At 37.5% G+C, this 24,920-nt stretch carries 17 protein-coding genes and 1 tRNA gene; 11 read left to right on the top strand and 7 right to left on the bottom strand.

Annotation, left to right across the window (positions count from 1 at the left end; all coding sequences use genetic code 11):
- Window positions 1-49: 49 nt before the first annotated feature.
- Both BD809_RS03970 and polA read right to left on the bottom strand, forming a co-directional pair.
- Window positions 50-745: a collagen-like protein gene (locus BD809_RS03970; RefSeq protein ID WP_148781649.1), complete on the bottom strand. Its 696-nt coding sequence runs from the start codon at window positions 743-745 to the stop codon at window positions 50-52.
- 522 nt (window positions 746-1,267) lie between these two features.
- Window positions 1,268-4,099: a DNA polymerase I gene (polA, locus tag BD809_RS03965; RefSeq protein ID WP_148781648.1), complete on the bottom strand. Its 2,832-nt coding sequence runs from the start codon at window positions 4,097-4,099 to the stop codon at window positions 1,268-1,270.
- Window positions 4,100-4,458: 359 nt separating this feature from the next.
- Between polA and BD809_RS03960 the strand changes: the two genes are divergently transcribed.
- Entirely contained in the window at window positions 4,459-5,697 is a 1,239-nt protein-coding gene (locus BD809_RS03960) for a metallophosphoesterase (protein ID WP_148781647.1), read from the top strand.
- Window positions 5,698-5,771: 74 nt separating this feature from the next.
- Window positions 5,772-6,068, top strand: a complete 297-nt coding sequence (locus BD809_RS03955; protein WP_148781646.1) for a thioredoxin family protein — start codon at window positions 5,772-5,774, stop codon at window positions 6,066-6,068.
- On the opposite strand, the gene BD809_RS03950 is transcribed toward BD809_RS03955, so the two are convergent.
- Together BD809_RS03950 and BD809_RS03945 are read right to left on the bottom strand one after the other, a co-directional pair.
- Window positions 6,065-6,667, bottom strand: a complete 603-nt coding sequence (locus BD809_RS03950) for a polysaccharide deacetylase family protein (protein ID WP_246131421.1) — start codon at window positions 6,665-6,667, stop codon at window positions 6,065-6,067. The genes BD809_RS03955 and BD809_RS03950 overlap by 4 nt on opposite strands.
- A 112-nt stretch (window positions 6,668-6,779) precedes the next feature.
- Window positions 6,780-10,085 carry a glycosyltransferase family 117 protein gene (locus BD809_RS03945; protein ID WP_148781644.1) on the bottom strand — a complete coding sequence of 1,102 codons (3,306 nt, stop codon included), beginning with the start codon at window positions 10,083-10,085 and terminating at the stop codon, window positions 6,780-6,782.
- A 201-nt stretch (window positions 10,086-10,286) separates the two neighbouring features.
- Here BD809_RS03945 and BD809_RS03940 point away from each other — a divergent pair.
- A tRNA-Gln gene (locus tag BD809_RS03940) sits at window positions 10,287-10,359 on the top strand.
- A 96-nt stretch (window positions 10,360-10,455) separates the two neighbouring features.
- Here the strand turns inward: BD809_RS03940 and BD809_RS03935 are convergent.
- Both BD809_RS03935 and BD809_RS03930 read right to left on the bottom strand, forming a co-directional pair.
- Window positions 10,456-10,785, bottom strand: coding sequence for a hypothetical protein (locus BD809_RS03935; RefSeq protein ID WP_148781643.1), 330 nt, complete (start codon window positions 10,783-10,785; stop codon window positions 10,456-10,458).
- 187 nt (window positions 10,786-10,972) lie between these two features.
- Complete coding sequence (locus tag BD809_RS03930) at window positions 10,973-11,806, bottom strand: universal stress protein (protein ID WP_317130849.1); 834 nt, start codon at window positions 11,804-11,806, stop codon at window positions 10,973-10,975.
- A 248-nt stretch (window positions 11,807-12,054) separates the two neighbouring features.
- Between BD809_RS03930 and rimP the strand changes: the two genes are divergently transcribed.
- Genes rimP through infB form a run of 3 tightly spaced genes read left to right on the top strand, consistent with a single transcriptional unit; the run spans window position 12,055 to window position 16,620 of the window.
- Window positions 12,055-12,519 carry a ribosome assembly cofactor RimP gene (rimP, locus tag BD809_RS03925; RefSeq protein WP_148781642.1) on the top strand — a complete coding sequence of 155 codons (465 nt, stop codon included), beginning with the start codon at window positions 12,055-12,057 and terminating at the stop codon, window positions 12,517-12,519.
- A gap of 13 nt (window positions 12,520-12,532) precedes the next feature.
- Complete coding sequence (gene nusA / locus BD809_RS03920; RefSeq protein WP_148781641.1) at window positions 12,533-13,765, top strand: transcription termination factor NusA; 1,233 nt, start codon at window positions 12,533-12,535, stop codon at window positions 13,763-13,765.
- A 44-nt stretch (window positions 13,766-13,809) separates the two neighbouring features.
- Entirely contained in the window at window positions 13,810-16,620 is a 2,811-nt protein-coding gene (gene infB, locus BD809_RS03915; protein WP_148781640.1) for a translation initiation factor IF-2, read from the top strand.
- Between the two features lie 85 nt (window positions 16,621-16,705).
- Here infB and BD809_RS03910 read toward each other — a convergent pair whose 3' ends face one another.
- On the bottom strand, window positions 16,706-17,167 hold the full coding sequence (locus BD809_RS03910) for an SPOR domain-containing protein (RefSeq protein WP_246131420.1): 462 nt from the start codon (window positions 17,165-17,167) through the stop codon (window positions 16,706-16,708).
- Window positions 17,168-17,387: 220 nt separating this feature from the next.
- Here BD809_RS03910 and BD809_RS03905 point away from each other — a divergent pair, with 220 nt between their 5' ends.
- Genes BD809_RS03905 through BD809_RS03885 form a run of 5 tightly spaced genes read left to right on the top strand, consistent with a single transcriptional unit; the run spans window position 17,388 to window position 24,891 of the window.
- On the top strand, window positions 17,388-18,713 hold the full coding sequence (locus tag BD809_RS03905; protein ID WP_148781639.1) for a c-type cytochrome: 1,326 nt from the start codon (window positions 17,388-17,390) through the stop codon (window positions 18,711-18,713).
- Between the two features lie 56 nt (window positions 18,714-18,769).
- A complete protein-coding gene (locus tag BD809_RS03900; protein ID WP_148781638.1) occupies window positions 18,770-21,883 on the top strand; it encodes a TAT-variant-translocated molybdopterin oxidoreductase in 3,114 nt (1,037 codons plus the stop codon).
- Between the two features lie 37 nt (window positions 21,884-21,920).
- Window positions 21,921-23,702 (top strand): NrfD/PsrC family molybdoenzyme membrane anchor subunit, encoded by a 1,782-nt coding sequence (gene nrfD / locus BD809_RS03895; protein WP_148781637.1) that lies wholly within the window; start codon window positions 21,921-21,923, stop codon window positions 23,700-23,702.
- A gap of 3 nt (window positions 23,703-23,705) precedes the next feature.
- Window positions 23,706-24,236, top strand: a complete 531-nt coding sequence (locus BD809_RS03890; RefSeq protein ID WP_148781636.1) for a DUF3341 domain-containing protein — start codon at window positions 23,706-23,708, stop codon at window positions 24,234-24,236.
- Window position 24,237: 1 nt separating this feature from the next.
- Window positions 24,238-24,891, top strand: coding sequence for a c-type cytochrome (locus BD809_RS03885; RefSeq protein WP_148781635.1), 654 nt, complete (start codon window positions 24,238-24,240; stop codon window positions 24,889-24,891).
- Window positions 24,892-24,920: the final 29 nt, after the last annotated feature.

Below are 24,920 nucleotides of genomic sequence, written 5' to 3'. Positions count from 1 at the left end.
TGCATGATATGCTTGCTGCCTTTTTTGTGATTTAAAAAATGTTTTCTAATTATGGAGCAGGAGGAGAAATTCTCTCTAATACGATTACATCAACCGTTCCAGATATTGAAAGATCGTTTCCTGTGTCGTTATTTGCTGCAGCCACATCCAGAGAATACGTTAGAGTTAAATTATTTGTCTCCTCATTGAAAGCATAATCACTAACGGTAAAGTTAGTAACACCTGTGCTTGTCTCAGAGAAAAAATCAGACATAGTAAAGTATTTATTATCCTCTGTTATAACAGCATAGTTAAGCAATTGAAAATCCAAATCAAGGCTTTCTGTTGCTTCACCAGGATTATTAACTGTTAGATTTATTTCTGCCCAAGATTCTTGAAAAACATCATCTGGTGCACTTAGAAAGCGTACTACGGAGAAATTAAATGAAGAAGGGTTTTTTACAATAGAATTAAATCCTTGTATATCCGAACCTTCAACAGCAGTGAATCTAAAGTCTTCTTCTTTGATGAAAGCTTCTCCATCTGGTCGATTCCCTTCTAAACTAACAGTGATATTTCCATACTTTACAAGGTCATCAAAACCTTCGCCATTCTCTCCGTTAACTCCATTTTCTCCATTAGCACCATTTTCTCCATTGATACCGTTTGTACCGTCTAGTCCGTTAGCGCCGTCTTCACCATCACAGTTGGCAAGGGTTATACTTAATGCACAGACTAATAAGATTTTAAAATAATTTTTTTTCATTTTTGATTTTATTAAATTAATAAATTAGAGGTTTAAATATGGCGTCAAAACTATGTCCACCACTTAAACTGACAAAAATTTATAGTATCGAGTTTTTTTGAATATGTTATAAATAGACGTTTTATGAATAACGAAACAATGTTTTATAAGAGTTTAAAACATTGTTTTTCAAGTATTTATTTTGGTTTATTTTTAAATTTAACGAACCGAAAATTTTATTTTTTTAAATTCAATTTTTTTTGAAAATGAAAAGAGGACAGGGGGTTTTTCCCCTGATGATTTACAGTTTTAGGGATGTACAAAAGTTGTCTTCTCGAATTTTATGAATGCTAGGAATGCATTTTTACGCAATCAATGATATGAAGGAGTAAGTCGATTTGTTTTAAAATATCAACTATAGTGTATTAGAGTATTGTGCTAAACTCTATAATATGGATTATATAGTTTCTCCTATTCGTAAGCTATATTAGGTTTACTAACAGGAGAAACTACAGTTCTAATCGGAGTATATATATGGTAAGCCTAATGTGCCTCCAACCAATTGTCACCCAATCCCAGATCTACATCTAAGGGTACAGATAAGGTATAGGCGCTTTCCATTTCTGTTTTAATAAGGGTCTGTATTTCTTCTAGCTCTGGTTTGTATACATCAAAAACCAATTCATCATGTACCTGTAAAAGCATTTTTGTTTTAAAATTGCCTTGGGATAGTTTATTGTATATATTAATCATAGCAATTTTGATAATGTCGGCGGCGCTACCTTGTATAGGGGCGTTCACCGCATTACGCTCTGCCGCACCACGTACTACTGCATTTCTTGAGTTAATGTCCTTTAAGTAGCGGCGTCTGCCCAAAACTGTTTGTACGTATCCATTTTCTCTGGCAAAATCTACTTGTTCACTCATGTAGTTGCGTAGTTTTGGATAAGTTTTGTAATACGTGTCGATCAACTCTTTGGCTTCACTACGCGATAAATCGGTTTGATTGCTTAATCCGAAAGCTGAAACTCCGTAGATAATTCCAAAATTCACAGTTTTAGCATTACTTCGCTGCTCTCTGGTTACTTCTTCCAGCGGCACGTTGAATACTTTGGCAGCGGTTGACGCATGAATATCCTCTCCATTCTTAAAAGCATCGATCATCGTGGTTTCTTCACTCAATGCAGCAATGATACGCAATTCAATCTGTGAATAATCTGCTGCGAGTAAATTATACTCTTCATTGTGTGGTATAAAAGCTTTTCGCACTTGTCTCCCGCGTTCTGTTCGAATGGGAATATTCTGTAGATTCGGATTGTTCGAACTTAGACGACCGGTGGCAGCTACGGTTTGCATATAATCTGTATGTACGTGCTTGGTGGTAGGGTCTACCTGAGTAGGTAAGGCATCTACATAGGTACTTTTTAATTTACTAAGGCCACGATACTCCAAAATATTCTGAATGATATCGTGATCTTTTGCTAAGTATGATAATACATCCTCGGCAGTTGAGTATTGACCTGTTTTGGTCTTTTTCGGCTTATCTACAAGCTTCAGCTTTTCAAATAATACAATTCCAAGTTGTTTAGGCGAAGCAATATTAAATTCTTCTCCGGCTTTTTTATAGATACTTTCTTCTAGCAACTTAATATCGTTGTCCAGTTCTTGAGAAAGACTGTTTAAAAATTCTTCGTCAAGATTAATACCTTCAATCTCCATTGATGCAAGTACGCGTAAGAGAGGAATTTCAATATCGTTGAACAATGATAAGGTTTTGGCTTCTTCTAGCTCAGGTGCAAAATGCTCCTTGAGCTGAAAAGTGATGTCTGCATCTTCAACTGCATACTCAGTTTGCTTCTCTACGGGAACCGATCTAAACGAGCGCTGATTCTTTCCTTTTTTACCAATAAGATCCGTGATGGATACCGGGGTGTAATTAAGGTATGCTTCAGATAACACATCCATATTATGGCGCATGTCGGGATTGATGAGGTAATGTGCAAGCATCGTATCAAAAAGTTGACCGTGTACCTGAATGTCATATTTGTGTAATACTTTAATATCGTACTTTAAATTTTGACCGATTTTCACAATGTCCTCTGATTCAAAAAAGGGACGTAGTATTTCGATTAATTTTTGTGCTTCTTGTCGATCTTCGGGGAAAGGGATATAAAAACCTTTGCCAGATTCCCAGGAAAAGGCAATACCAACTAATTCTGCGGTCAACGGATTAAGTCCGGTAGTCTCAGTATCAAAACACACTTGCGTTTGCTTCAAAAGATTTTTTACAAACAGATTTATGGCCATTCCAGGAGCTACACTTTGATAAAAATGAGGAGTATTCTCGATCGTTTTTCTGCTAGAATAAGTTTCAATCTCGGTTGTAGGGGCTGCAGTATCTCCGAAAAGTGAAAATTGTCCTGCTCCTGCTTCCTTAGCTTGTTTTTTTGCCGTAGCTGTACCGCTCACCTGTGTGGAGGCTCCTGCTTCACCAGAGAATATTTTTATGAATTGATCGGTTAGACGTCTAAACTCCAACTCTTCAAAAATTTCTTGTACTTTATCTGTATCCGGCTCAGAGAGTTCGTAATCATGTTCGTTGAAAGTGACATCACAATCAATGATTATAGTAGCCAGTTTTTTCGAAAGTAGCCCAAGCTCAGCATTAGCTTCTACTTTTTCCTTCATTTTTCCTTTTAGCTGATCGGTATTAGCAAGCAGATTTTCCATGGAGCCAAACTGAGCAATAAATTTTTTTGCCGTTTTGTCACCTACTCCTGGTAATCCCGGAATATTATCTACAGCATCTCCCATCATCCCCAGATAGTCGATTACTTGATCTGGTCGCTCAACTTCAAATTTCTTCTGGACTTCGGGGATACCCCAAATCTCAATACCATTACCCATACGTGCGGGACGGTACATAAAAATGTTTTCAGAGACTAATTGTGCGTAATCTTTATCAGGAGTAACCATGTAGGTTTTATAGCCTTCCTTTTCTGCTTGTTTTGCAATAGTTCCGATCAAATCATCAGCTTCAATCCCTGCACGCTCAATAATAGGGATATGCATGGCTTTTAAAATCTGCTGAATTATTGGAACTGCGATACGAATAGCTTCTGGTGTCTCGTCACGATTCGCTTTATAATCGGGAAACATCTCCACACGATCTTTACTGCCTTCTTTATCAAAAGCAACAGCAAGATGATCCGGTTGTTCTCTTTTAATTACATCGAATAAAGAATTGACAAATCCCATAACGGCGGAGGTATCTTGTCCTTTTGAATTGATACGTGGGTTTTTTATTAAGGCATAGTACCCACGAAATATTAAAGCGTAAGCATCCAGAAGGAAAAGGCGTTTTTGTGACATGATAGTGTAAGCTTAATTTTAGAGATGCAATATAAAAAGAAGAAAAATTATAATGGGTTCCCTAGTGGATAAATAAAAGAAATGCCGTCAAAAATGACGGCATTTCGCCCCAAAATAAAATTGATAACAATGTTATCAATTACTTTAAATATTATAATCGGTATCGATCTTAAGTAGTGTTAAACGAAGGTACAAATTTATTATAATGCTATGCAATTATTTTTTGGAGATTCGAATAGAAAATAGTCGTAAGAATATAATTTTTTTTTAAAAATGTTTTTGAACACGTTAATATTCCCTTAATTGTGAAGTGAATTGAAATTGTAAAGATAGTTTTGTTCTTCTAAATCGAAATATACCTTATGCGTTGGCTCATTCTTATCAGCTTATATTTACTCATTGAAATTTATGCCTATCAGGCAATCAAAACCATAACAAGAAATTACTGGATACAAATCCTATACCTTGCTATTTCTGTTATAATTGTCGCGTATGCTATCTATATTTTTGCAAATTATGATCGTAGCGTAGGTCCTACAAAATACACATTGCGTGCCAGTGGTCTATTGTTGTTGACACTAGTACCCAAATTGATCATGGTACTTTTTATGTTTGGAGAAGATATTATCAGGGTATGTGTAGCAGGATATACGTATTTAACTAATACCTTTTTTGAAGGTCAGGCAACGCAGTATCTTCCCGATCGTCGTAAATTCGTGAGTCAGATAGCATTAGGTATTGCCGCGATTCCGTTTGCAGGTCTGCTTCATGGTATTTGGAAAGGAAAATATAATTTTCAGGTGATTAAGCATACGCTGTTTTTTGAAGACTTACCAGAATCTTTTGATGGATTCAAAGTAACTCAGATTTCGGATATTCACTCCGGTAGCTTTGATGATTCAAACAAAATCGAATATGCGGTGGACCTGATAAATGCGCAAGAATCAGATTTATTACTTTTTACCGGAGATATTGTAAATACGGTCGCAGCCGAAATGGATGCGTGGATCCCGACTTTTAAAAAATTAAAAACGCCGACTTATGGGAAGTATTCGGTGTTGGGCAATCATGACTATGGCGAATATGTGACTTGGGATAATGAAGCTGATAAACGAGCTAATTTTGAAGCAATAAAAGATGTGCATAAAAAAATTGACTTTAAATTGTTGCTCAATGATAGTACGTATATTGAAAAAGATGGGAGTCGTATAGCGTTGGTAGGGGTAGAGAATTGGGGACATAATTTTAAAAAGGCTGGTGATCTGGATGTGGCTTCAAAAACTATTAAAAGTGATGACTTTAAGATTTTAATGAGTCATGATCCCTCTCACTGGGAGTATGAAGTTAAAAACCATACCGACCATTATCATCTAACGTTAAGTGGACATACACATGGATTCCAGTTTGGTATTGAGATCCCCGGATGGATCAAATGGAGTCCGGTACAATATGTTTATAAGCAATGGGCGGGAATATATTCGGAAACCGGACGTTATCTAAATGTAAATCGTGGGTTTGGTTATCATGCTTTTCCCGGGAGAGTTGGCATCTGGCCAGAAGTTACCGTAATCGAATTGCGTAAGGGTGCTAAGCCTGTTTAGTTGCTAAGAAAATAGTATATTTACCATAGTGTAAAGATCAAAGGGATCAAGTGTTGAACACAAAGTTTTTGAAGATGTCAAAGTTCGGAGATTTAATTGGTATGGAAATTCCTGTGTTATTGGATTTCTATACAGAATGGAATGAACCATCCACTGCAATGCATCCGGTATTACGTGATGTTGCTGCTGCGTTGGGGGATAAAGGAAAGGTTATTAAGATAGATGTTGACAAGAATCAGGAATTGGCAACCGCCTTGCGCGTAAAAGGATTACCGACCCTAATGATCTACAAAGACGGGGAGATGGTTTGGCGTCAAAGTGGGGAGCAGGATGCTAATACACTAATAGGCTTGATGAAAGAATTTCTTTAACTATTTGCATGGGTAAGTGATCTAAGACTATAGCCTTGTTTGCTTAATAAGTCAAGAACTCTTGGTAAAGCATATTGTAAGTTCGTGAACGCTTTTAAACTATCATGAAAAACTACGATACTGCCATTCTGAACATTCTGCACTACATTAGACACACATTGTTCTGGTGTAACTTTTGAGTTGTAATCCTTTGATAACACATCCCAAAGTATAATTTTATATCCCATCTCATGTAGCTTCTTCAATTTAGCAGGACTAATTTGACCATATGGCGGTCTGAAAAGTGTTTGCGCCTTTGTGTTGAAAGAATGTTGTTCAATAACCTGTGCGCAAGCGTTCACATTTTGTATATAAGCACTATGATTGCAAGACCAGGCTTTCATGTGGTTCATGGTGTGATTACCCACTGTATGTTCTGCGCTTAAAATTTTTTTAAAGACGTCAGGGTTCTTTTTGATATTGTCACCGACACAAAAGAAAGTTGCTTTTGCATTATAGGCTTTTAATTGAGTAAGAACAAATTCGGTTACGATCGGAACAGGACCATCATCAAAGGTTAAAAATATTTCTTTTTTTCCTTCGACAGGTTTGTTCAACACACAATAATTTGGAAATAATGACTGAAGGAATTCCGGTATTTTAGAGGGGATTAAATGCACCGATGTTTCAATAAAAAGCCGATATTTTAAGAAAACACCGGCTTTGTTAGTTTTACCTTATACTGTCAAGAGAGTCTAAAGCTTCTTCGGCATTGGTGTTTTCTCGTAACAAGTCTTGTTCTTGTTTCTCTAGATCCAAATGTTGCTCATCACTATACTGATCTTCGCTCGAATATAATCTTGAAAACAACTTTAAGTACTCATTAAATTCACGCGCTTTCTCTTCGATCAATTGCTTATCCTGATTCATAAGAAGTAAATCAACTACGCTTCTGTAACGTTCTACATTCAACACAATCTCTTCGGCATATTCATATTGCTTTTCAAGGGTTAAACTTCCAAAGTAATTGAGTTGTTCTTGATATTTCTTTGCTATTTTATTCCAAAGCGCTCTGGCTTTTTCTGTTTCTCCCACTTGGTAATAACCGGTAACATACGGTTCGAGCAAGGTGTAAAACTCGTAATATTCAATAGGCATTTTTTCCATTCCTAAATCTAGGATTTCTTTAGCCTTGTCAAGCTTATCCTCTTTTATAAGTTGTTCTACCAAGCGAGCCAAGTTACTGCGATAGGTAATTGAGTTACGTCGCGTTTCAGGATCGTGATAGATGTTGGGATCATTACTATTACCCCAATCCCAGCTTTTCACATTGTTATACATCAATTCACTATCAATACGACCCATTTCGTATGGATTACGCGGATTTATTTTAGTTCGAATCGGAACAAGTTTGTAAGTTACTCCATCCAGTTGCAAATATTCCTTCATCCATAAATAATCATCATCTCCAAAGCTACCGCCGGTGAAGTAAATTGGACGTTCCCAATTATTGTTTGCGATGATATCTAACATTAAAAGGCGGTTTTTGAAAAGTAAATCACCTTTAAGATGAATGTCAATATAAGGAACAATAAGATCCGCATCTTCTGCAGCTACAATACCATTGCTTAAAACCGCTTCTTTATCTACAGGTATGCGTATATGTTTTGTAGGGAAGGTATTAACTTTCTTTCCACTCTGTAAATCTCCTTTGGTTCTTGGATCGTCGGTTTCTATCCAGCGAATCCAGTTCTTAATAAGCATGGTGTCTGTAGTTACCTGCTTATAGTAAATAGCATCATTATTACCCCATTTGTAAAAATCATGAGTTAGCTGTGATGGTATCGGCTTACTGTCATATGCAGCACGCTTCATCTGATCGATATACCAATCGGTTGCAAAAAGGCTGGTGTTAACTGTTCTTACATCAGTACGATACCCTTCAATTTCTTGAGCATACCATAGAGCAAACGTATCATTATCACCAATGGTGAATAAAATGGCATCCTCTTGACAGGATTGCAAGTACATTTTGGCCATAGACTGTGCTGTATAACGATTAGAACGATCGTGATCGTCCCAGTTTTGGGCGGCTAGTACTACGGGCACCGCAAGCAAACATACCATGGTTACGATCGGTGCCAAAATTTTTGGTTTGAGGTAACCTTTAAGCAGGTCGAACAATGCGTATACCCCAAAACCTATCCAAATAGCGAATACATAGAAGGAACCTACTAGTGCGTAGTCACGCTCTCTGGGTTCGAATGGACGTTCGTTGAGGTAAATCTTTAGAGCGAGTCCGGTAAATAAAAAGAAAATAAACAGTACCCAAAAATTCTTTTTATCTCTTTTCAATTGGAAAACAAAGCCAAGTATACCCAAAAGGAGTGGTAAAAAATAATAGGTATTACGCGCTTTATTCTTAAGCGCATCACTAGGCAAATTATCCTGCGACCCTAATCGGGCTTCATCAATAAATTTAATACCGCTTAGCCAATTACCATGCAGGTCAGTATATTCACCCTGTACATCATCCTGTCTTCCAACAAAATTCCACATAAAATATCGCCAGTACATGTACCCGATTTGATACTCAAAGAGGTAACGTACATTATCAGCAAACGAAGGTTTTTGGACATTAATATAGGATCCGAAAGATCTTAAAAATTTATCGTAGTCGTCATTATCCAGCTTACCGCGTGCGTATTCTCTTCTAAACTGTGTGACAGCACTTAATAATTCTTGTTCGTTCTGATATTCCGGTTTAATAGTAAATTTAATGGGTCCGGTGAATTCCATATAGTTTTTGATATGCTCGGTACTCCACATACGCGGTAAAAAGGCCTTGTGAGCATCATCAATGTTTTGTTTGGCATTTTTCCAGTCATTTACAATTACATACTTCCCGGATTTCTCGTCCTTTTCATATTTTGGCTTGTCATCCACGTAAGGTTGATTCTCATCAAGCTGACCGTAAATTTCGGTAAATTGAGGTCCGTAAAACAAATGGGTTTCCGGATATTGTTCCAGATTGTAATATGCCAACAACTCTCTGGCGTTATTTGGGTTATTTTCATTGATTACAGTACCAGCATTAGCTCGAATTGGGAGCATGATCCAACTTGAGAATCCAATCAAAATAAAGAGGATACATAATAGTAAGGTATTGATTTGAGTATATGCCTTTTTTCGAGTGTATTTAAGACCAAAATAGAATGCAGCTATGATTAGTAATCCGGCAATAATGGTACCCGAGTTAAACGGCATTCCCATAGAGTTTACAAAAAACACTTCGGCCGCACCAAAAAATTTGAGTGTTGATGGGAGTAATAATTTAAAAATGAATAGCAGGATTGCAACAACTACAATATTCGCTATAACAAAACTTTTAATAGTTACCTCTTTATAGTTTTTGAAGTAATAAAGAAGACCTATGGCAGGTATAGAGAGTAGTCCCATAAAATGCACTCCAAATGAAAGTCCTACGATAAAACAAATTAGAATAAGCCATTTATTACCTCTGGGCTTGTGGATGTCACGTTCCCATAATAATCCGAGATAGAATAGTAAAGAGAGAATACAGGTTGCCATGGCATACACTTCGGCTTCGACCGCGTTAAACCAAAAGCTATCTGTAAAAGAGAAGGTCAGTGAACCCACAAATGCACTGCCCAAGACTGCCATTCCCTTACTTGTAGTAAACTTCTCTTCGATTACAATTAGTTTACGCAATAATAAGGTGATAGACCAAAACATAAAAAGTATGGCAAAAGCACTGGCAAATGCTGACGTGAGGTTTACCATTAAGGCTATTTGTGTTGGATCTGAAGCAAAAATGGACGCAAACGCCCCAATCATTTGGAATAATGGTGCTCCGGGAGGATGACCCACTTGAAGCTTTGATGATGTTGCTATGTATTCTCCTGCATCCCAGAAGCTTGCGGTGGGTTCTACTGTCATCCAATAGGTGCATAGAGAGATAACAAAAACCAACCACCCTAAAATTTTATTCCATTTAGCAAAGTTAAAAGAATTCATACAGTCAAATAGATTAGTAACAAAAAGGCGAATTTAGTAATAAAAATAGTCACACCTTAATTTTTTTCTTAACGATTAACCAATCACCATTATTTTGATTTTAGGAGGATTTATTGATTTCTATAAAATTTTTCAATTTTTTTTAAAAAAATGTTTGCAGAGGAAAAAGAATGTCTTAAATTTGCACCCGCAATGAGGTATTGGTCTATGGTGTAACTGGCAACACGTCTGGTTTTGGTCCAGAAGAGTCTAGGTTCGAGCCCTAGTAGACCAACAAAAAAGAGTAACTGTTTTAGTTACTCTTTTTTTTGTTTATATGGGGTCTGTCTTTATTAGGTTTTATAGCAATCCGTCACTGCTTGATTTGCTATTACGCAGAGTATTTCATGTTGCAATAAGAAATCATGTTACGATAAAAATAGATGCTTTTAGCGTCATCTAATAGGCAGGAGTATAGGAGTTCTTCTAGATTTTCGCAGGACAGCTTTACAAAAATATCGTTAGATTCAGGATCATTTATTTGTAACTGTATTTCGGAGGTCTCAGGATTGTAGATTACTTCTTTAGCATTGAAATACATTTTTAATACACTAATATGTACAGCTTGTAAAGTTTCTTTTTCTTTTAGCGGCATGTTTAGGCTGGATGAGATCAATTTTCTCATTTCGCTAAGAATCTGGTTTGTGTGGTTGTCCTTCATATTTGTAGCTTTTAATACTATAAATTTAGAAGAGAGTGTTGTTAAAAAAATTATAACCAGCACAAAATTAGGATCATTTTAACCCGTTTTCTGTCAATTTGCCAATAAAATGTTATAAAATAAGAAAATTCAGCAAATGTTCTATGTGTAATAAACCTTTGCTGAATTGTTTGGGTGAAAATGAATTTTATATTTGGTACGTAAGAACAGGACGCTTAGCGTGATTTACGACATCCTCACTTAAACTACCATTGATAAAATGAGAAATTCCTTTTCTGCCATGCGTACTGATGCCAATAAGTCCGGCTTTCATGGACGCTGCAAAATGTAAAATACCTTTTTCTACCGAGTCATCATTGTAAATATTCAAACTGTAGTTTTCTATAGCTAACCCTTTAATTAAGTTGTTCATTTTCTCTTCAATCTCATAAGTTGTCTTAAAGCCGTTGGCGGTATTGATCCAGACATAATGAAGTTTTGCGCCTATTTGTTTAGCAAATTTACTGGCAGCCACTAGATTTTTTTTATCCTCGTCATCAAAATTAGTTGCGTACACAAAGTCATTGACTTCAAATATATTGCAATCCTCTTTGATGACTAGTACCGGCTTTTTTGAAGTTCTTACTACTTTTTCGGCGTTGGAGCCTATAAACAATTCTTCAAATCCTGAGGATCCGTGAGAGCCCATGACAATGATGTCAACCTCATTTTTATCACTTGCGTCAATGATACCATCTAGAATGCCTTCAAAACTAACTGTTTCGATAACTTCTAGACCCTCTAGATAGGGTTGCTCCATAATCTCCTCAAACTTTTGATGTGCGCGTTTCATAAAGAAAACCGCTTCGGGAGCTGGTGCAGGATTACCTGTTGACATCAAATCTGTCAAATGCAGCGGTAGTTCCAAAATATGAAGTAGGTAAATTTTTGCATTTGTTTTTTTTGCAATTTGCGCAGCAACTCGTAAAGCGCTTTCAGCTTGCGTAGAAAAATCAGTGGGAACCAGTATACTTCTTATCATAATAATAGTATTTAAAAGATTAATAAATAAAATTTACACATTACACCAGCAAAGAGAATACATAAGATGCTATTGCATAATGTGAGATAATTAGTCTGGCGTTTTGGGGGCGCTATATGATTACTTAAATTTACAAATAAATTGATTATCAACTAGATTTTGTATCTAAGATATTATTACTATCTTTGCAGCGTTGAAATTAAAAAACCAAATTGAGGGGACGAAAAGTCCCCTCTTTTTATCTATGTATGTCGTTAAAAGAGAAAGTAAATAGCTTATTAGAAGAAGCACTGCAACAAAATGAGCAGTTGTTTTTGATTAGTTGTGAAATTAATGCTGATAATCAAATCGGAATAGTCATTGATGGCGATGAGGGGGTTACAGTAGAAGATTGTATTGAAGTAAGTAGAGCTATTGAGCATAATCTTGACCGTGAAGAAGAGGATTTTTCCTTACAGGTTATGTCAGCTGGGGTGAGTGAAGGACTCGTGCACCGACGACAATATCCAAAAAATGTTGGTAGAGCCGTAAAAGTTGTTACCGAAAAGGATACAATAGAAGGTAAAATGATTGCAACAGATGATGAGTCAATAACGTTGACATGGAAAGCAAGAGAACCTAAGCCTGTAGGTAAAGGTAAGGTGACTGTTGTAAAAGAGCAGCGTGTTGCATTCGACGAGATTAAGAACGCTAAAGTTATGATAACATTTTAATAATATAATTGATATGGAAAATATCGCATTAATAGAGTCATTTTCAGAATTTAAGGATGATAAATTAATAGATCGTGTGACCCTGATGGCGATCCTAGAAGATGTGTTTCGCAACGCTTTGAAGAAAAAATTTGGAAGCGATGATAACTTCGATATTATTATTAATCCAGATAAGGGAGATATGGAGATCTGGAGAAACCGTGTTGTTGTTGCTGATGGTGAGGTAGAAGATGATAATCAAGAAATATCTATTACTGCTGCAAGAAAAATTGAACCTGATTTTGAGGTTGGTGAAGATGTTTCTGAAGAAGTAAAGCTTATAGATTTAGGAAGACGTTCTATATTAGCGCTACGTCAGAATCTTATTTCTAAAATTCATGAGCATGACAATACCAATATCTACAAACAATTTAAGGATTTAGAAGGCGATATATATACAGCAGAAGTGCACCATATTCGTCATAGAGCCATTATATTATTAGATGACGAAGGAAATGAAATCATCCTTCCGAAGGAAAAACAAATTCCTTCAGATTTCTTTCGTAAAGGAGAAAATGTGCGTGGTGTAATTGAGTCGGTAGAATTGAAGGGTAATAAACCTGCAATTATAATGTCCAGAACATCTCCATTGTTTCTTGAAAAACTTTTTGAATCTGAAATTCCTGAAGTTTTTGACGGTTTGATTACAGTTAAAAAGGTTGTACGTATTCCGGGTGAAAAAGCCAAAGTTGCTGTGGACTCTTATGATGATCGAATTGATCCTGTTGGAGCATGTGTTGGGATGAAAGGTTCTCGTATTCACGGAATAGTACGTGAATTAGGAAATGAAAACATTGACGTTATTAACTATACGAATAATGTACAATTATATATTACCCGTGCGTTAAGTCCGGCAAAAGTTACTTCCATCAAAATTGATGAAGAAAACAATAGAGCACAAGCGATGCTTCGACCAGAAGAGGTGTCTAAAGCAATTGGTAGAGGTGGACATAATATTAGATTAGCAGGACAGCTAACGGGTTATGAAATAGACGTATTTAGAGAAGGTGTTGAAGAAGATGTAGAATTAACAGAATTTACTGATGAAATTGATTCTTGGATAATTGAGGAATTTGCCAAAATTGGTTTGGATACAGCAAAGAGTATCCTTGAGCAAGACGCAGCCGACTTGGTTAAACGTACAGATCTTGAAGAAGAAACTGTAAACGAAGTTCTTAGAATATTAAAATCAGAATTCGAAGATTAATAAATACAATTAAATTATATTTGAGCATAAAATAAAAGGCATTTATGGCTGAAGCAAAAACAATGAGATTAAATAAGGTATTACGCGAATTCAATATCTCGCTAGATCGGGCCGTTGACTTTTTGAATTCAAAAGGTCATGAGATAGACTCGCGTCCTACCACAAAAATTTCTTCAGAGATCTATCAGCTCTTATTTGATGAGTTTCAAACCGATAAGAGTAAAAAGGTCGCTTCTAAAGAGGTTGGTGAAGAAAAGAAGAAAGAGAAGGAAGCGCTGCGTGTACAGATTGAAAATGAGCAGGAGGAAAAGCGTAAGCAAGCAGAAGCCCGAGAAGTAATAAAAGCCAAAGCTCAGTTAAGCGGACCTAAGCAAGTCGGTAAAATTGAACTTGAAAAGAAAGAAGATGCCTCCGATCAGTCCGAAAAAGTTGAGGAATCTGCTCAAAAAGAGGAGAGTAAAAAAGAGGCTCCGGTTGTTGAGAAGAAATCTGAACCAGTGAAAGAGGAAAAGAAAGTTTCTGAACCTGAGGTTGTATCTAATAGGCCTGTCAAAAAAGGTCTTAAGATTACAAAGCAAGCTCCTATTGATTTGGAAAAGAAAAAAGCTGAAAAGGGTCCTGAAGCTCCAAAAGCAAAAGCGGAGGAAGAGTCTGAAGAAACAGCTTCTTCAGAATCTGAGTTGGTAGAAACCAAGTATAAAAAATTAGACGGCCCTAATTTCACAGGTCAAAAGATTGATCTTTCTCAGTTTAAAAAGCCTGTTAAGAAGAAGGATGATAAGACTGATAAGACTTCGGGAGATCCTAAGAAACGTCGTCGTCGTATAAGTAAGCAAGGTACAGGCAGTGGTTCTGGACCTGGTAATAGAGGAGGAGGTCCTAACAGAGGTCCTGCAAGAGGTCGCGGTCCTGTAAAAGGGAAACGTACTCCGATTGTTAAAGAAGAGCCTAGCGAAGAAGAAGTTCAAAAGCAGGTTAGAGAAACCCTTGAAAAACTTCAAGGTAAAACCTCAAAATCTAAAGCAGCTAAATATCGTCGTGATAAACGTGATCAACACCGTCAAAAAGTGGAGGATGATGTAGCGCAGCAAGAACAGGAGAATAAAGTTCTTAAGGTAACTGAATTTGTTACTGTGTCTGAAGTGGCTACGATGATGGATGTGTCAACTACAAAGGTGATTTCTGCCTGTATGTCGTTGGGTATCATGGTAACCATGAATCAGCGTCTGGATGCCGAAACATTATCTATCGTTGCAGATGAATTTGGTTATGAGGTTGATTTTGTTACATCGGATATTGAGGAATCAATTGAAGAGGTTATAGATGCTCCGGAGGATTTACAAACACGTGCACCTATAGTTACTGTAATGGGACATGTGGATCATGGTAAAACATCCTTGTTGGATTATATTCGTAAAGAGAATGTTATTGCTGGTGAGAGCGGTGGTATAACGCAGCATATTGGTGCCTATGGAGTGCAACTTGAGAACGGTCAGAAAATGGCATTCTTAGATACACCGGGTCACGAAGCATTTACAGCGATGCGTGCTCGTGGTGCTCAGGTAACAGATATTGCTATTATTGTAATTGCAGCAGATGACGATGTGATGCCACAAACAAAAGAGGCAATTAGTCATGCGCAGGCTGCTGGAGTTCCTATAGTGTTTGCAATCAATAAGGTTGATAAGCAAACCTCTAATCCGGATAAGATAAAGGAGAAGTTAGCTTCTATGAATTTATTGGTAGAAGACTGGGGAGGTAAGATTCAATCCCATGATATATCTGCAAAAACGGGTCTTGGTGTTAAAGAGTTACTGGAAAAAGTATTGCTTGAAGCAGAGATTTTAGAATTAAAAGCGAATCCTGACCGTATGGCGGCAGGTACTGTGGTGGAAGCTTTCTTGGATAAAGGACGTGGTTATGTGTCGACAATTTTAGTTCAAAACGGAACGTTGAAAATTGGAGATTACGTACTGGCGGGTCGTAATAGTGGTAAGGTAAAGGCAATGCAGGATGAGCGTGGTAAAAACGTGAAGGAAGCTGGGCCGTCTACACCAGTTTCTATATTAGGACTCGATGGGGCGCCGCAGGCAGGGGATAAGTTTAGTGTCCTTGAAGATGAAAGAGAAGCCAAAGATATTGCGGCAAAACGAGCGCAATTACATAGAGAACAATCTGTACGTACGCAACGTCATATTACATTGGATGAGATTGGACGTCGTATCGCTTTAGGTGATTTCAAAGAATTAAATATTATTCTTAAAGGAGATGTGGATGGTTCTGTTGAGGCATTGACCGATTCATTCCAGAAATTATCTACCGAGGAGATACATGTAAATATTATTCATAAGGCAGTTGGTGCCATCACCGAGAGTGATGTATTATTAGCATCAGCTTCGGATGCAATTATAATCGGATTTAATGTTCGACCAGCAGGTAATGCTAGAATGTTAGCAGATAAAGAAGAAATCGATATCAGAATGTATTCTATCATTTATGATGCGATTAATGATCTTAAGGACGCTATGGAAGGTATGTTATCGCCGGTAATGAAAGAAGAGATTACAGGTACGGCAGAGATTCGTGAGACCTTTAAAATTTCTAAAGTGGGAACGATTGCAGGTTGTATGGTTCAAAGCGGTAAGATTTTTAGAAACTCTGGAATCCGCCTAATTCGCGAAGGTGTAGTTGTCTATACTGGAGAGTTGGCATCGTTAAAGCGATTTAAAGATGATGTGAAAGAGGTAAGTAAAGGATATGATTGTGGTATACAAATTAAGAACTACAATGATATTAAAGAAGGTGATGTGGTAGAAGCTTATCAAGAAGTAGCTGTCAAAAAGAAATTGAAATAGACAGGTTAAAATAGATATGAAAAACCCGGTAGCATAAATGCTACCGGGTTTTTTTTGTTTGTAATATCAGGGTTAGGTTAATTGCCTATTTTTCTGGTTTGAAGATGAAAGCTGATGGAAACTCCTTGCGTACTTGCATAAGGGCTCTGTCTGCTTCCAAACGGCTTCTGTAATTGCCTAGCCACACTTTGTAGTTAGGAGTTTCCCATTTAATGGAGGTTCTCCATTCGGGAAACGCTGTGTCAGCAGATTTTTTAATATCATTGGCCTGATTCAGGTTACCGTAATATAATTGAATCTTATAACGGTCACTGAAGGCACCGTCTTTATCCATTTTTGATTTCACATCCAATAGATGTGTTATTTTGGGATCTTGATTGATTGTAATTTGACCTTGAGGACGCTCAATTTGATTTTCTACAAGTAGTTTTAACTGATTTTCAACGTCCGGATTCGTTCTCAAGGTGTCCTGAGCCATTAGATTAAAACTGCTTAAAAGACAAATTCCCGAAAAGGTTATATAGCTATTTTTGTTTAAAATTCTCATTACAATATATTTGCGGTAAAGGTAAAGTTTAATAACTCAATTTTATAAAAAATTATTATTTAGAATTGTTATAAATTAATACTTAACAGATCGCTAACATTTCCAAAATCGACTTATTATAGTACTTTTGTCGTCGAATTAATTAGCATTGGTCCGTAGTATTTTTTATCTAATTAAGAAAAAACCGTACCAAAAATTTGACGATAATTCTACTTATAATATGAAACAGGTGAAATACCGACATTCAGCCTCCAGACTCCTTATCCTAGGAACTGTTTTTTTATTCACTTTATTTAGTCCTGCATTTGCACAGGAGGAAGCTGCTGTAGCGAACACTGCTGTAGAAGAAACCTCTGATGGCGGTGATGTGGCCAAGGGTAAAGAATTGTTTAATTCGCTTTGTGCAGCATGTCACAAACGTTATAAAAAAATGACCGGTCCGGCGCTGTATGGTGTTACGGATAGGCGAGATCGAGAGTGGTTGTATTCTTGGATAAAAAATAGTGCTGCGATGATTGCTGCTGGTGATCCTCAGGCAGTAGCTATTTATGAAGAGTATAATAAAACAGCGATGAATGCTTTTCCGCAATTATCAAATGCTGATATCGATGATATTTTGGCATATGTAATGGTGCCAAAAGCAGCTCCTATGCCACCAGAAGGTGGTGTGCAGTCGGTTGCCGTCTCTTCTGGTTCAGGTGTGTCAACTGACATTGTACTAGTAGCTTTGGCAGTAGTGTTTTTGATGTTAGTTGTTATTCTTTTCTTGGTAAATAAGACCCTTCGTAATTTTGCTGCGGCAAATGGTGTAGAACTTTATGAAGAAACTGCTACGCAAAGAACTCCTATTTGGAAGGCATTTATACAAAATCAATTCTTAGTATTGGTTTCTGTGGTATTCTTGTTATTAACTAGTGGGTATTTTGTATATGGATACTTTATGCAAGTTGGTATTGATCAAGGATATGAGCCAATTCAGCCCATACACTATTCACATAGAATTCATGCAGGTGAAAATGAAATAGACTGTAAATACTGTCACTCTTCTGCTCGAGTGTCTAAACACTCTGGTATACCTTCGCTTAATGTGTGTATGAATTGTCATAAATCTATTGGTGAAGTTGCGGAAACTACAGCAACCGAAGAGTATTCTAAAGAATTTTACGACGGGGAAATCCAAAAACTGTACAAAGCAGTAGGGTGGGATGAAACCAGTCAATCGTATACAGGAAAAACCGAGCCGGTAAAATGGGTTAGAATCCATAACTTACCTGACTTCGCATATTTCAATCACTCTCAGCACGTTATGGTAGCTGGTGTTGAATGTCAGAAATGTCACGGACCGGTAGAGGAAATGGAAATCATGTATCAACACGCTCCGTTAACAATGGGTTGGTGTATTAACTGTCACCGTGAGACTAATGTCAAGGTGGCTGGTAATGAGTATTATGAAAAGATTCATGAGGAACTTTCTAAGAAATATGGTATTGATCAGTTAACTGCAGCTCAGATGGGCGGGTTAGAATGTGGTAAATGTCACTATTAATTAAAATTTTACCGAATGTGAATTCGGCAACAGTAAGAAGCTAATATTAGATATATATGTCATCAAACAAGAAATACTGGAAAAGTGTTGAAGAGCTAAATGAAAATAGTTCTGTTGTTGAGACGCTACAACAAAATGAATTCGTAAATGAAATACCTACGGATGAATTTTTGGGGGACAAATCCTCGTTGGAAAATTCATCGACTACGCGTCGGGATTTTCTTAAATATGTAGGTTTTAGTACAGCAGCTGCATCTTTAGCAGCATGTGAGGGGCCTGTGGTAAAATCCATTCCTTACGTTGTACAACCTGAGCGAATTGTGCCGGGAGTAGCAAATTATTATGCGACAACAATAGCTGATGGGTACGATTTTGCTAGCGTTTTAGTGAAAACTAGAGAAGGTCGACCTATCAAGATAGAAAATAATGATCTTGCAAAAACCAATGGAAGTGCGAACGCCAGAGTTCATGCTTCGGTATTGTCATTGTATGATAATACACGTTTACAAGGTCCAAAAGCAGAGGGAAAAGGTGCTTCTTGGGACGTCTTGGATAAAGAGATTCCTGCAAAATTAAAAGCGATTCAAGGAAAAGATATTGCAGTGTTGACACAAACATTTGCAAGTCCTTCTACTGATCGTTTGCTTTCAGAATTTAAAGCGCAATATCCGAACACACGACATGTTGTATATGATGCAATCTCATCTTCAGAAGCGTTAGATGCTTATGAGGCTGTTTATGGAGTGCGTGCTTTGGCGGATTATGATTTTTCAAAGGTTTCAACAATAGTAAGTGTTGGGGCAGATTTCTTAGGAGATTGGCAAGGTGGTGGATATGATGGTGGTTATGCAAAAGGACGTGTTCCAAAAAACGGAAAAATGTCAAAGCATATCCAGTTTGAATCCAATATGTCGCTAAGTGGAGCTAACGCTGACACGCGAGTGCCGGTTACTCCAACGCAACAAAAGCAAGTATTGGCTGCATTGTATGCATATGTTACAGGTGCTGGGTCAAAAAGTGCTTTAGGGCCTAAGATAGATGCAGCGGTGGTAAGTGCTGCTAAGCAACTGCAAAAAGCAGGTAGTAATGCGGTGGTTGTCTCCGGAATTGCTGATGTGGATGCACAGATGGTGGTTTTGGCTATTAACAAAGCGCTTAATACAAAAGCATTTAATGAGGACACACCAAGAAAAATAAGACAAGGAAGTACAAAGGCGGTTGCACAACTTGTAGCTGATATGAATGCTGGTAAAGTAGGAGGAATTCTTATTGCTGGTGTGAATCCGATGTATTCTTTATATAACGCAAAAGAGTTTAAAGCAGGTTTAGAAAAAGTCGATGTTTCGGTAGCATTTACAATGCACGATGATGAAACAGCTTCACTTTGTAACTATATCGCTACAACCCCACATTATTTGGAGTCTTGGGGCGATGTAGAGTTAAAGAGAGGGAGTTACAGCTTAACACAGCCTACTATACGTCCGTTGTTTGATACACGACAGTTTCAATCTACTTTGTTGAAATGGTTGGGTAATACAATGGAATATAATGATTATATCGAAAATACCTGGACCGGAGTTTTAGGAAACACATCTTGGAATCAAGCACTTCATGATGGGGTATTGGTTACTCCGGCGATGCCTAAACAGGCGCTTACAGATGCGATTGCATCAACTGAGGGAGATCAGGTAGCGACATCAGAAGGAGCTTCTTTAAATGCAGGTGCTGCCTTTAGACGTTTGTCAGCTGCACAAACTTCTGGAATGGAGCTTTCGTTGTATACTAAAACATCTTTAGGAGATGGTCAACAGGCTAATAACCCGTGGTTGCAAGAAATGCCGGATCCTATTTCGAGAGTTTCGTGGGATAACTATTTGACAGTTTCTAGAGCTGATGCAGATGCGTTAGGTTTGATGAATGAACATGTGGCAAATGGTGCACTTAACGGGAGTTACGCAAAAGTTGAATTAAATGGTGTTGGTTCAGTTGTTGTTCCTGTGCTTATTCAGCCCGGACAAGCTAGAGGATCTGTAGGTTTAGCACTAGGTTATGGTAAGTCAAAAGCTTTAAAAGAAGAAATGCAGGTAGGAGTAAACGCTTATCCGCTATATGTAAATCAAAACGATACCCAGACGGTAACCGTAACTCCTGCAGAAGGAGTGCATGAGTTTGCTTGTGTACAATTGCACAATACTTTAATGGGTCGTGGAGATATTATAAAAGAAACGACATTAGAGATTTTTAATACAAAGGATAAGCATGTTTGGAATGCAGTTCCGGAAGTAAGTAAAAATCATATTGAATATGAAGTTACCTCTCCAGAGGTGGATTTGTGGGATGAATTTGATCGCTCCGTAGGACATCATTTTAATTTATCTATCGATCTTAATGCATGTACAGGATGTGGGGCTTGTGTAATTGCTTGTCACGCAGAGAATAATGTGCCTGTTGTAGGTAAAGACGAAGTGCGTAAATCGAGAGATATGCACTGGTTGAGAATTGACCGTTATTATTCTTCAGAGGATAGCTTTGAAGGTGATGATACTAAAAAAGATAATATTTCAGGTTTAGGAAGTTCCTTATCCGAGTTCGGAGAAATGGAATTACCTTCAGATAATCCACAAGTGGCTTTTCAGCCGGTAATGTGTCAACATTGTAACCATGCTCCTTGTGAGACTGTATGTCCTGTAGCAGCTACGTCACATAGTAGACAAGGGCAGAACCATATGGCATATAACCGTTGTGTGGGAACTAGATACTGTGCGAACAACTGTCCGTATAAGGTTCGACGTTTCAACTGGTTCTTGTATAATGGTAATGATGAGTTTGATTACCACATGAACAATGACTTAGGAAGAATGGTTGTAAATCCAGATGTTACTGTACGTTCGAGAGGTGTTATGGAGAAATGTTCAATGTGTATTCAAATGACACAAAAAACTATTCTTGATGCCAAAAGAGACGGTAGAGCTATAAAGGATGGTGAGTTTAAGACCGCTTGTTCGGCAGCTTGTTCTTCTGGAGCTATTGCATTTGGTGATATAAACGATAAGGATAGTAAAATAGCAGAGCTTAAAGCGGATGATCGTATGTATCATTTGTTAGAAAGTGTTGGTACTAAGCCTAATGTGATATATCACACAAAAGTTAGAAACACAACAGAAGCTTAATTAAATTAATCAAGAATCAATTCAATTATAAAGGATTATGTCTCATTACGAAGCACCTATAAGAAAGCCTTTAATAACTGGCGATAAAACGTACCACGACGTAACTGTGGATGTAGTAGCACCAGTTGAGGGTAAAGCAAATAAATCTTGGTGGATAGTCTTTTCTATCGCGCTTATTGCTTTCCTTTGGGGTTTAGGTTGTATAACTTATACAATATCAACGGGTATAGGAACCTGGGGATTAAACAAAACAGTAGGATGGGCTTGGGATATTACTAACTTCGTTTGGTGGGTTGGTATTGGTCATGCCGGAACACTGATTTCTGCGGTACTCTTACTCTTTCGTCAAAAATGGAGAATGGCGATTAACAGATCTGCAGAAGCCATGACCATATTTTCGGTTATACAGGCAGGTTTGTTTCCTATCATTCACATGGGGAGACCTTGGTTGGCCTATTGGGTACTGCCAATTCCTAACCAATTTGGTTCTTTGTGGGTGAACTTTAACTCGCCATTACTTTGGGATGTATTTGCGATCTCTACGTATTTATCAGTTTCTTTAGTATTCTGGTGGACGGGTCTTTTACCTGATTTTGCAATGATCAGAGACCGTGCGATTACACCTTTTAATAAAAAGATTTACGGTATCCTTTCTTTTGGATGGAGCGGTAGAGCAAAAGATTGGCAACGTTTTGAAGAAGTTTCATTGGTATTAGCCGGTTTGGCAACACCACTGGTACTATCTGTACATACAATTGTATCATTTGATTTCGCAACCTCAGTTATACCGGGATGGCATACCACAATTTTCCCTCCTTACTTTGTGGCAGGAGCGATTTTCTCTGGTTTTGCAATGGTAAATACCTTGTTAATTATAATGAGAAAGGTTTCAAATCTTGAAAACTATATAACCATCCAACATATTGAGTTGATGAATATAGTTATCATGATTACCGGATCTATTGTGGGGGTGGCTTATATAACTGAATTATTTGTTGCCTGGTACTCTGGAGTAGAGTATGAACAGTATGCGTTCTTAAACAGAGCAACCGGACCATATTGGTGGGCATATTGGGCAATGATGACTTGTAACGTGTTTTCTCCACAATTCATGTGGTTTCCAAAATTGAGAAGAAGTATCATGTTCTCTTTCTTTATTTCAATAGTTGTAAATATTGGAATGTGGTTCGAACGTTTTGTGATTATCGTTACATCATTGCATAGAGATTATTTACCATCATCATGGACGATGTTTTCGCCAACCTTTGTTGATGTAGGAATCTTTATTGGAACAATTGGGTTCTTCTTTGTATTATTCTTATTATACGCTAGAACGTTTCCTGTTATAGCACAAGCAGAGGTGAAATCTATACTTAAATCGTCTGGTGAAAAGTATAAGAAATTGAGAGCAGAGCATGGGGATGATGTAGATCATTTTGATTCAATAACACGTCAACCGGTATCTAATTCTGCAACGAATACAGATGATACTATGCTAAATGACAAAGGTCATGAACCAACAGTTAACGCTGATGCATTAGTGGATACTGAAATGCAAAAAGATCAAATTGATAGTATGCTGCAAACTATTGGAGTGTATGATCCAAAAACGCAAACTCCTGATGATCTAAAAAAGATAAGCGGTATTGGACCAATAATGGAACAAAAACTGCATCAGTTAGGAATTTATACGTACGATCAAGTAAGTAGAATGACCGCTAGAGAATACGACTTGTTAGATAGTATCATAGATGCTTTCCCAGGTAGAGCACAAAGAGATGATTGGGCAGGTCAGGCATTAAAATTAAAAAACAACTAGAGTATGTCTTCAAAAGTAATACACGCTTTATATAAGGACGATGATCTGCTTATGCAAGCAGTAAAGCAGACTCGTGAAGCAAAATACCATATTGAAGAGGTGTATACGCCTTTTCCGGTTCACGGTTTAGATAAGGCCATGGGTCTTGCACCAACAAGATTAGCTATAACCTCCTTCTTATATGGATGTGTGGGGCTAACAGTTGCCATTACTATGATGAACTATATTATGATTGAAGATTGGCCTCAGGATATCGGAGGAAAACCAAGCTTCAGTTATATTGAAAATATGCCGGCTTTTGTACCCATCATGTTTGAACTTACAGTGTTTTTTGCTGCGCATTTAATGGTTATAACTTTTTTTATGAGAAGTAAATTGTGGCCATTCAAACAAGCAGAGAATCCTGATGTTAGAACCACAGATGATCACTTCTTGATGGAAGTTGATACAACTGGACATAATGTAGAGGAGTTGTCGAAGTTTTTGAGTAATACAGGAGCTGTAGAGGTTAGTTTAATTGATAAGCACAATTAACATGAAGAGTATCATAAAAAATATAGCAGTTGCATTTGTATTGATCGCAGGTGTTTCTTGTCAGAAAGATTCAAAACCTAATTATCAGTACATGCCAAACATGTATACATCGGTGGGATATGAAGCTTATGGAGAGTATACTGTTTTTGAAAATGAACAAGAGGCGAAGTTACCAGTTGATGGTTCTGTGCCGAGAGGATGGATGCCCTACGACTATGATAATTCAAATGATGGATATCAGAGCGCAAAAACTGAGCTGAAAAATCCTTTGCCGTATACAAAAGAAAATGAAGCTGCCGGACAGCAATTGTATACGATCTACTGTGCGATTTGTCATGGAGATAAGGGTGATGGAAAAGGAACGTTGGTACAGCGAGAAAAAATCCTTGGAGTACCAAGTTATGATGATGCTGGAAGAGCTATTACCGAAGGGAGCATCTATCACGTAATGTACTACGGAATTAACTCAATGGGATCTTATGCCGCACAGACAGATGAAAATGAACGTTGGCAGATTGTTCAGTATGTTGAGAAACTTAAAGCAGAGCTAGAAGGTCGTGCTCCACGTATTGATACAGAAGGAGTGGAGATACAAGAAAATCTTATTCCTGCTGTTGAGGCAAGACCAGAAGAAAACACAGCTAGTGCACACTAGTAAATACTAAATTTAAGAATAACGATATT

This window comes from Aquimarina intermedia (assembly GCF_008124785.1).
Classification (GTDB): Bacteria; Bacteroidota; Bacteroidia; order Flavobacteriales; family Flavobacteriaceae; genus Aquimarina; species Aquimarina intermedia.
The sequence above is the reverse complement of the archived record's forward strand: the minus strand, read 5'-3'. Positions and strand labels throughout refer to the sequence as shown.

What these genes read in the sequence shown, in the direction of transcription:
- BD809_RS03970 (WP_148781649.1), bottom strand. Translation starts at nt 745, where the DNA reads ATGAAAAAAAATTATTTTAAAATCTTATTAGTCTGTGCATTAAGTATA.
- BD809_RS03960 (WP_148781647.1), top strand. Translation starts at nt 4,459, where the DNA reads ATGCGTTGGCTCATTCTTATCAGCTTATATTTACTCATTGAAATTTAT.
- BD809_RS03955 (WP_148781646.1), top strand. Translation starts at nt 5,772, where the DNA reads ATGTCAAAGTTCGGAGATTTAATTGGTATGGAAATTCCTGTGTTATTG.
- BD809_RS03945 (WP_148781644.1), bottom strand. Translation starts at nt 10,085, where the DNA reads ATGAATTCTTTTAACTTTGCTAAATGGAATAAAATTTTAGGGTGGTTG.
- BD809_RS03935 (WP_148781643.1), bottom strand. Translation starts at nt 10,785, where the DNA reads ATGAAGGACAACCACACAAACCAGATTCTTAGCGAAATGAGAAAATTG.
- BD809_RS03930 (WP_317130849.1), bottom strand. Translation starts at nt 11,806, where the DNA reads ATGATAAGAAGTATACTGGTTCCCACTGATTTTTCTACGCAAGCTGAA.
- rimP (WP_148781642.1), top strand. Translation starts at nt 12,055, where the DNA reads ATGTCGTTAAAAGAGAAAGTAAATAGCTTATTAGAAGAAGCACTGCAA.
- nusA (WP_148781641.1), top strand. Translation starts at nt 12,533, where the DNA reads ATGGAAAATATCGCATTAATAGAGTCATTTTCAGAATTTAAGGATGAT.
- infB (WP_148781640.1), top strand. Translation starts at nt 13,810, where the DNA reads ATGGCTGAAGCAAAAACAATGAGATTAAATAAGGTATTACGCGAATTC.
- BD809_RS03910 (WP_246131420.1), bottom strand. Translation starts at nt 17,167, where the DNA reads ATGAGAATTTTAAACAAAAATAGCTATATAACCTTTTCGGGAATTTGT.
- BD809_RS03905 (WP_148781639.1), top strand. Translation starts at nt 17,388, where the DNA reads ATGAAACAGGTGAAATACCGACATTCAGCCTCCAGACTCCTTATCCTA.
- BD809_RS03900 (WP_148781638.1), top strand. Translation starts at nt 18,770, where the DNA reads ATGTCATCAAACAAGAAATACTGGAAAAGTGTTGAAGAGCTAAATGAA.
- nrfD (WP_148781637.1), top strand. Translation starts at nt 21,921, where the DNA reads ATGTCTCATTACGAAGCACCTATAAGAAAGCCTTTAATAACTGGCGAT.
- BD809_RS03890 (WP_148781636.1), top strand. Translation starts at nt 23,706, where the DNA reads ATGTCTTCAAAAGTAATACACGCTTTATATAAGGACGATGATCTGCTT.
- BD809_RS03885 (WP_148781635.1), top strand. Translation starts at nt 24,238, where the DNA reads ATGAAGAGTATCATAAAAAATATAGCAGTTGCATTTGTATTGATCGCA.